General features: G+C 69.7%; 7 protein-coding genes. 4 read left to right on the top strand and 3 right to left on the bottom strand.

The annotated features are described in order from the left end of the window. The 3 genes from AC07XS_RS15415 to AC07XS_RS15425 form a co-directional block, all read right to left on the bottom strand. Nucleotides 1-340: hypothetical protein (locus AC07XS_RS15415; protein ID WP_321208179.1), on the bottom strand; the 340-nt coding region annotated here is incomplete at its 3' end. A gap of 54 nt (nt 341-394) precedes the next feature. Continuing rightward, nucleotides 395-1,162 (bottom strand): ABC transporter permease, encoded by a 768-nt coding sequence (locus AC07XS_RS15420; RefSeq protein WP_182715149.1) that lies wholly within the window; start codon nt 1,160-1,162, stop codon nt 395-397. Continuing rightward, complete coding sequence (locus AC07XS_RS15425; RefSeq protein WP_182715148.1) at nt 1,162-2,094, bottom strand: ABC transporter ATP-binding protein; 933 nt, start codon at nt 2,092-2,094, stop codon at nt 1,162-1,164. The genes AC07XS_RS15420 and AC07XS_RS15425 overlap by 1 nt, the downstream gene beginning before the upstream one ends. A gap of 145 nt (nt 2,095-2,239) precedes the next feature. Between AC07XS_RS15425 and AC07XS_RS15430 the strand changes: the two genes are divergently transcribed. The 4 genes from AC07XS_RS15430 (at nt 2,240) to AC07XS_RS15445 (ending at nt 7,035) form a co-directional block, all read left to right on the top strand. Continuing rightward, nucleotides 2,240-3,637, top strand: coding sequence for a hypothetical protein (locus tag AC07XS_RS15430; protein WP_182715147.1), 1,398 nt, complete (start codon nt 2,240-2,242; stop codon nt 3,635-3,637). 35 nt (nt 3,638-3,672) lie between these two features. After that, nucleotides 3,673-4,473: a c-type cytochrome biogenesis protein CcmI gene (gene ccmI, locus AC07XS_RS15435; protein ID WP_321208178.1), complete on the top strand. Its 801-nt coding sequence runs from the start codon at nt 3,673-3,675 to the stop codon at nt 4,471-4,473. A 70-nt stretch (nt 4,474-4,543) separates the two neighbouring features. Next, entirely contained in the window at nt 4,544-5,050 is a 507-nt protein-coding gene (gene ccmE, locus AC07XS_RS15440; protein WP_182715145.1) for a cytochrome c maturation protein CcmE, read from the top strand. After that, nucleotides 5,047-7,035: a heme lyase CcmF/NrfE family subunit gene (locus tag AC07XS_RS15445; protein ID WP_182715144.1), complete on the top strand. Its 1,989-nt coding sequence runs from the start codon at nt 5,047-5,049 to the stop codon at nt 7,033-7,035. Before ccmE ends, AC07XS_RS15445 begins: the two co-directional genes overlap by 4 nt. Nucleotides 7,036-7,102: the final 67 nt, after the last annotated feature.

Raw genomic sequence — 7,102 nt, forward strand, 5'->3', positions numbered from 1 at the left:
GGGCGGGACGGGCCTGAGGGATCAACGAACCGGCCAGAATGCTCGCGCCGGCTCTCGGACGCGGCGCGGGCGCGGGGCGCTGCGGGTGCAGGCCGCCCTGAAGCAGGCCGGACGCCTGACCTTGCCGACCTTGCGCTCGCCCCTCGGGCGCAGTGGTCAACGGCGTCTTCAGCGGCGGCCGATCCGGAATCCGGTCCAGCGGATTGGGCGCGACGGGCACCGGGCCGACGTGAAAGGTCGTCACGGGCATCCGACCCCAGGTGACTGCCTTGCGGACGAAGGGTTCGCCAGGGGACGGCTGGGGCGCTGGATCGGAAACGGTCTTCTTATCGTCGGACATGTTGCTCTAATCGCTGGCGATCTGGCCGGTTTCGTGACGCCTGGATTTGGAAGTCTAGGCCTTCAGCCGATAGCCGGTCTTGAACATCCACATGACCACGCCCAGGCACAGGGCGAAGAAGCCCAGGGTCGCGGCCACGCTGATCCCGATCGCCACGTCACCCTGGCCGTAGAAGGTCCAGCGGAAGCCCGAGATCAGATAGACTACCGGATTGAACAGGGCGACCGTGCGCCAGCCCTCCGGCAGCATGTCGATCGAATAGAAGGAGCCGCCAAGGAAGGTCAGGGGCGTCACGATCAGCATGGGAATGAAGTTCAGCTGTTCGAAACTGCCGGCCCAGATGCCGATGATGAAGCCGAACAGGCTGAAGGTCACCGAAATCAGCACCAGCATGGCCAGCATCATCACCGGATGCAGCACCTGAAGCGGCACGAACAGGGCCGCCGTCGCCAGGATGATCAGCCCCAGCACCGCCGACTTGGTCGCCGCCGCCCCGACATAGGCGATCACCACCTCCAGCGACGACACGGGCGCCGACAGGATCTCATAGATGGTCCCCGTGAACTTGGGGAAATAGATGCCGAAGGAGGCGTTGAAGATCGACTGGGTGAACAGGCTCAGCATGATCAGCCCGGGCACGATGAAGGCGCCGTAGGCCACCCCGTCCACCGCCTCCATCCGCCCGCCGATGGCGCTGCCGAAGACGACGAAATAGAGGGCGGTGGTGATCACCGGCGTGACCACGCTCTGCCACAGGGTGCGCAGCGCCCGGGCCATTTCGAACCGATAGATGGCCCAGACGCCGTATCCGTTGAAGGTCATCAGGCAGCCTCTCCGTCGCGGTGGACCAGGCTGACAAAGATGTCTTCCAGCGAGCTCTGGCGGGTGTTCAGGTCTTTGAAGCCGATCTCCAACCGGTCCAGCCGGCGGATCAGGGCGGGCATGCCAGTGTCTTCGGCGTTGGCGTCGAAACTGTATTCCAGCTCGCCCCCGTCCGGGCTCAGCCTCAGGTCCCAGTCCGACAGGTCGGCGGGCAGGGCGGTCAGGGGTTCGACCAGGTTCAGGGTCAGGGTCTTCTTGCCCAGCTTCTTCATCAGGGCGGTCTTCTCCTCGACCAGGATCAGCTCGCCCTTGAGGATGACGCCCACCCGGTCGGCCATCTCCTCGGCCTCTTCGATATAGTGGGTGGTCAGGATGATGGTGACGCCGCGCTCGCGCAGTTTGCGCACCATGGCCCACATGTCGCGGCGCAGTTCGACGTCCACCCCGGCGGTCGGTTCGTCCAGGAACAGGATGTCCGGCTCGTGGCTCAGGGCCTTGGCGATCATCACCCGGCGCTTCATCCCGCCCGACAGGGTCATGATCTTGGCGTCGCGCTTGTCCCACAGGGACAGGTCCTTCAGAATCTGTTCGATCAGGGCGGGGTTCCCCGGCTTGCCGAACAGGCCCCGGCTGAAGGTGACGGTGGCCAGCACCGTCTCGAAGGCGTCGGTGGTCAGCTCCTGCGGCACCAGGCCGATCTTCATCCGAGCGGCGCGGAAATCCTTGCGGATGTCGTGGCCGTCGGCCACCACAGTCCCCGTGGTGGCGTTGACGATGCCGCAGATGATCGAGATCAGGGTGGTCTTGCCGGCCCCGTTCGGCCCCAACAGGGCGAAGATCTCGCCCCTGTCTATGGTCAGATCGACCCGCTTCAGGGCCTGAAGACCCGACGGATAGGTCTTGGTCAGACCTTGGATCTCGATAACCGGCATGGGCGCTCCCGTTCCTGCGGCGAATGGCGCCTGGCGTGGTGGTGGCGGGAATATGGCGCGCCGCGCGACCGGCTCAAGGGGCGCCAAGCCGTTGTTAATCACATTGGTGCAGGGTCGGGCCTCAAATCTTACCCAGGGAACCGTCTTGACTGCCCTGTCCGCCGCCCATCGCGCCGCCCTGGAGGCGGTCGTCCAGGCCTGCCCCGATGACGGTCTGGCGCAGCTGGAGGCGGCTGTCGGCGGACTGCCGGGCGACAAGGCGGGCGAACTGGCGATCCTGATTCAGGCGGAAATCCGCGATCGCGCCCGCCGGGATCAGGCGTTCGCGCCGCTGATCCCCCTGTTCCGGCCGCGCGCCGACCAAGTGGCGGCCCTGACCTTTCCCCGGCCGGTTCTGGCCCGTCTCTGGCGCGAGGCCAAGATCGGCGACGAGCCCTATCTCAGCCTGCTGGACGGGGCGGGTCCGTCGCACGGCGACTGGACCCTGGTCGCCGATCGTCTGTGCGCCCGGGCGGCGGCTGTGCTGCGGGATCGGCCCGGCGACGTCTGGGCCGATCCGTCTCCGCCGGCGCCGGTTTCGAACCTGTCGCCGGCCGCCGCCCCCGCTCCGACCCCGGCGGAGCTCGCCGGCTGTTTCGACCTGGCCCCCTTGGCGCGAACCGCTACGCCGCGTTTGCCTGCCTGGCTCGACCGTCCCGACGACGAACAGGCGGCGGGACTGCGCCTGTTGATCCAGGACTGTCTTGCCGTCTCGCCCGAAGGCGGGCGCCGGATGGTCGACATCCTCTTCGCCCATGTCGCCGACGCCGAACGGATGCTGCGTGTCGTGACCCGCACCAATCGCCTCGCCGATAAGGAGGCGATGCTGAGCCATTCGGACATGGGCGTCTTTGTCGAACGTCTGCTGGCCTCGGTCACGACGCGCGTCGCACGGATCGCCGCCGCCCGGCCCGGCCCGGACGAGGCCGCCATGGCCGAGGTGGTTCAGGAGGTCGCCTGGTGCGCCGGGGTGCTGGGCGAGATCGACCTGTGTCTGCAACTGCGGCCGGACTCGCCCTGGGGGCGGGCCGCCCGGATGGCGCGGATCCAGGTGGCGGGTCAGATGTCCGGCCTGATGAAGTCCGCCTCGGCCGCCGTCCATGCGGCCCTGCCGATGAAGCGGCAGAGGCTGAGCGGCCGGATGACGCGACTCTCGCCCTGGCTGGACGCGCCCGCGACGGGCGAGGCGGTCGAGGCGGCCGCCGGCCTGCTGAACGCCGTCGGGGGGCTGAGAGGCGTCGCCGTCGTCTTCGGCTGCGAGGCGGATCGGATGGCCTTGAAGACCGAGCTGACCGACTATCTGTCCATCTGGGCCAATGAGGCCCTGGATCATCTGGCGGACGGCCAGGTCGCCCAGCCGGAGGGACCCTTGCGTCTGGTCGGCGTCGCGGCGCGGTTCCTGACCTTGATCGACGCGCTGGAGGCCGCGCGGGCGGTGCGACGTCGCGCCGCCGCCGCCGAGGCGCTTCTGGCGACCCAAGGGGCCTCGCCCGCCGCCGCCTGATGCGATAGACGGCGGGGATGATCGCCTTCTGGATAATGACCGGTCTCGCGGCGGCCGGCGCCGCCCTTCTGGTGCTGACCGGCGCGCGTTCCGGCGCCGACCCGACTCCGGCGACGCAGGCCGAGATCGGGGCGCGCGAACTGGCCGAACTGGACCGTCTGAAGGCGCGGGGGCTGCTGGACGAGGCCGCCCATGCGGCGGCGCGCGCCGAGGCGGCCCGGCGTCTGCTGGCCGGGCAGTCAGGGACGACGCCGGCGCCCCAGACGGGCCGTCGCGACCGGCTGTGGGTTCTGAGCGGGATCGCCGCCGCGACGGCCGCCGCCCTGGGGCTTTACATCCTGACCGGATCGCCGGGCCTGCCGGACCAAGCCTATCAGCGGCGGGTGGATGACTGGTCCACCCGGCTGGAGACGCTGCAGCCGGCCCAACTGGCGGCTGTGGCGGCGCGCGCGGCCCAGGATCGACCGAACGACCCCCAGGCCCTGGCCATGCTGGGCGCGGCCCGTTTCGCCGCCGACGACCCCTTGGGCGCCGCCTCGGCCTTTCGTCGGCTGATCGAGCGGGAGCCCGAGAACGCCCAGGCCTGGGCGCGGCTGGGCGAAAGCCTGGTGCGGGCCAATGACGACCAGATCGGCGCCGACGCCGAGGCCGCCTTCCGCCAGGCGGTGAAACACGATCCCGATCAGCTGGGCGCCCGCTTCTTCCTGGGCGAGGCGGCCTTGCGTCGAGGGGATGCCGCCGTGACGCGGGCCATGTGGACGCCGCTGATCGCCGCCCTCGATCCGGCCGATCCGCGTCGCCAGGATCTGGAACGCCGCCTGCCGAGGGTGGAATGAGCCGTTGGCGCGGGGCGCCGGCCTCTGTAGACGGAAAGAAAAATCCGTCGGGGAGCGGGACCGCTAAGTCATGAGCTGGCTGCCGAAATCGCCGAAGGCGCGCCGTCGCCTGTGGGTCGTCGCCGCCGTGGCGCCGATCCTGGCCCTGGCGGTCGGCCTATCGCTGTGGGCCATGCAGGACAGCGTGACCTTCTTCTACTCCCCGTCCGAGGCCACGGTCGACAAGGCGCCGGAAGGCCGCAACATCCGGCTGGGCGGCCTGGTCGAGACGGGCAGTGTGCGCAAGTCCGGCGACGGACTGGTCGTCTTCACCGTCACCGACAATATCGCCGCGACCCAGGTCCAGTATCACGGCGACCTGCCCGACCTGTTCCGCGAGGGTCAGGGGATCGTGGCGCAAGGATCGTTCGGCGCCGACCGCGTCTTCCACGCCAGCCAGGTTCTGGCCAAGCACGACGAGAACTACATGCCGCGCGAGGTCGCCGATCGGATCAAGGCCAAGGGCGAATGGCGACCGGAGGCGACGAACATGCGCTCAACTCGGTCGCAGGCCGATAGCGCGACAAAAACCCTATGATTGTGGAACTGGGGGCGTTCGCCCTGGCCCTGGCCCTGGCCCTGTCGATCCTGCAGACAGGCTTGTCCGCCGCGGGGCGCTGGCGGCGCAGTGCCGTCCTGGCCGGCGCGGCGCAAGGCGCGGCCTTGGCGGCGGCGGGCGCCGTCGCCCTCAGTTTCGCGGCCCTGATCTACGCCTTCGTCGTCTCGGACTTTTCGGTCTCCAACGTCGCGGCCAACAGCCACACCGACAAGCCGATGCTGTACAAGGTCGCCGGCGCCTGGGGCAGTCACGAGGGGTCACTCTTGCTGTGGTGCCTGGTCCTGACGGTCTTCGGCGCCGTCCTGGCCCGCGCGCGCGGCCTGCCGTTCGGGCTGAAGGCCTCGGCCGTGGCGACCCAAGGCGCTCTGGGCTCGCTGTTCCTGGCCTTCGCCGTCTTCACCTCCAGCCCCTTTGTGCGCCTGGATCCCGCGACGTTTCAGGGCGCCTCGCTGAACCCCTTGCTTCAGGACCCGGCCCTGGCCGTCCATCCGCCGCTGCTCTACGCCGGCTATGTCGGCTTCTCCGTCTGCTTTTCCCTGGCGGTCGCCGCCCTGATCGAGGGGCGGGCGCAGACCGCCTTCTGGCCCGCCTGGGGTCGGTGGGTGCGCCCCTGGGCTTTGGCCAGCTGGGCCTTTCTGACGGTCGGCATCACGCTGGGCTCCTTCTGGGCCTATTACGAGCTGGGCTGGGGCGGCTGGTGGTTCTGGGATCCGGTCGAGAACGCCAGCTTCATGCCCTGGCTGGCCGGCGCGGCCCTGCTGCACAGCGCGGTGGTGACCGAGCGGCGCGGAGCCCTGGCGGGCTGGACCGTCTTTCTGGCCCTCCTGGCCTTCAGCTTCTCCATGCTGGGCGCCTTCCTGGTGCGATCGGGCGTCCTGACCAGCGTCCACGCCTTCGCCGTTGATCCCCAGCGCGGGATGATGCTGCTGGCCATCCTGGGCCTCACGGCCGGCGCCGCCTTCGCCCTGTTCGCCTGGCGCGCGCCCCAGCTGAAGGGCGGCGGCCTGTTCGCTCCGGTCAGCCGCGAGGGCGCCCTGGTGCTGAACAATCTGTTCCTGACGGCGGCGGCGGCGACCGTGCTTTTGGGCACCCTCTATCCCCTGATCCTGGAGGCGGCCTCCGGCGCGACCATTTCGGTCGGCCCGCCCTATTTCGCCGCCACCTTCGTTCCGCTGATGACGGTCGCCTTCCTGATCCTGCCTGCGGGGCCTCTGCTGGCCTGGAAGCGCGGCGACCTGCCTGGGGCGACGCAGAGGCTGGCGGTCGCGGCGGGTCTGGCCCTGGCCTGCGCCCTTGCCGCCTACGCCCTGTGGTCGCCGAAGAAGGCGTTGGCCGCCGCCGGGATCGGTCTGGGCGCCTGGCTGATCCTGGGCGCCTTGGTCGAGGTCGCCGAACGGACGCGGCTGTTTCGCGCCTCGACTGCCGAGACCCTGCGTCGCCTCAAGGGCCTGCCGCTCGGCGCCTGGGGTATGAGCCTGGCCCATCTGGGCCTGGGCGTCTTCATCCTGGGGGCGGTGGTCGAGACCGGCTTCAAGGCCGAGGCGGCCCGCGCCCTAACCTTGGGCCAAAGCGTTTCCGCCGGCCCCTGGACCGTCACCCTGGATCAGGTGCGGGTGGTCGAAGGCCCCAACTATCTGGCCGAACAGGGCCGGCTGACCGTGCGGCCCTCCAACGACCGGGGCCGGGCGAAGACCGTCACGGCCGAGCGCCGCTTCTTTCCCGCGGGCGGCCAGACCACGACCGAGGTCGGTCTGGATTTCCGGGGTCTGGACGACGTCTATGTGGTGATGGGCGAGCGGGCAGGAACGCCTGAGGCTCCTGCCTGGGTCCTCCGACTGTACTGGAATCCCTGGGCGCGGCTGATCTTCCTCGGGCCGATGATCATGGCCTTTGGGGGGCTTTTGTCCCTGCTGGATCGCCGGCTGCGGCTGGGCGTCGGCGCGCGACGGCGGAGGCCGGCGTGAGGCGGCTCTCGATCCTGCTGGCTGCGCCGGTCCTGGCCCTGATGCTGACGGCGGCCGAGCCCGCCGC

It is taken from the genome of Brevundimonas sp. GW456-12-10-14-LB3 (assembly GCF_059424365.1).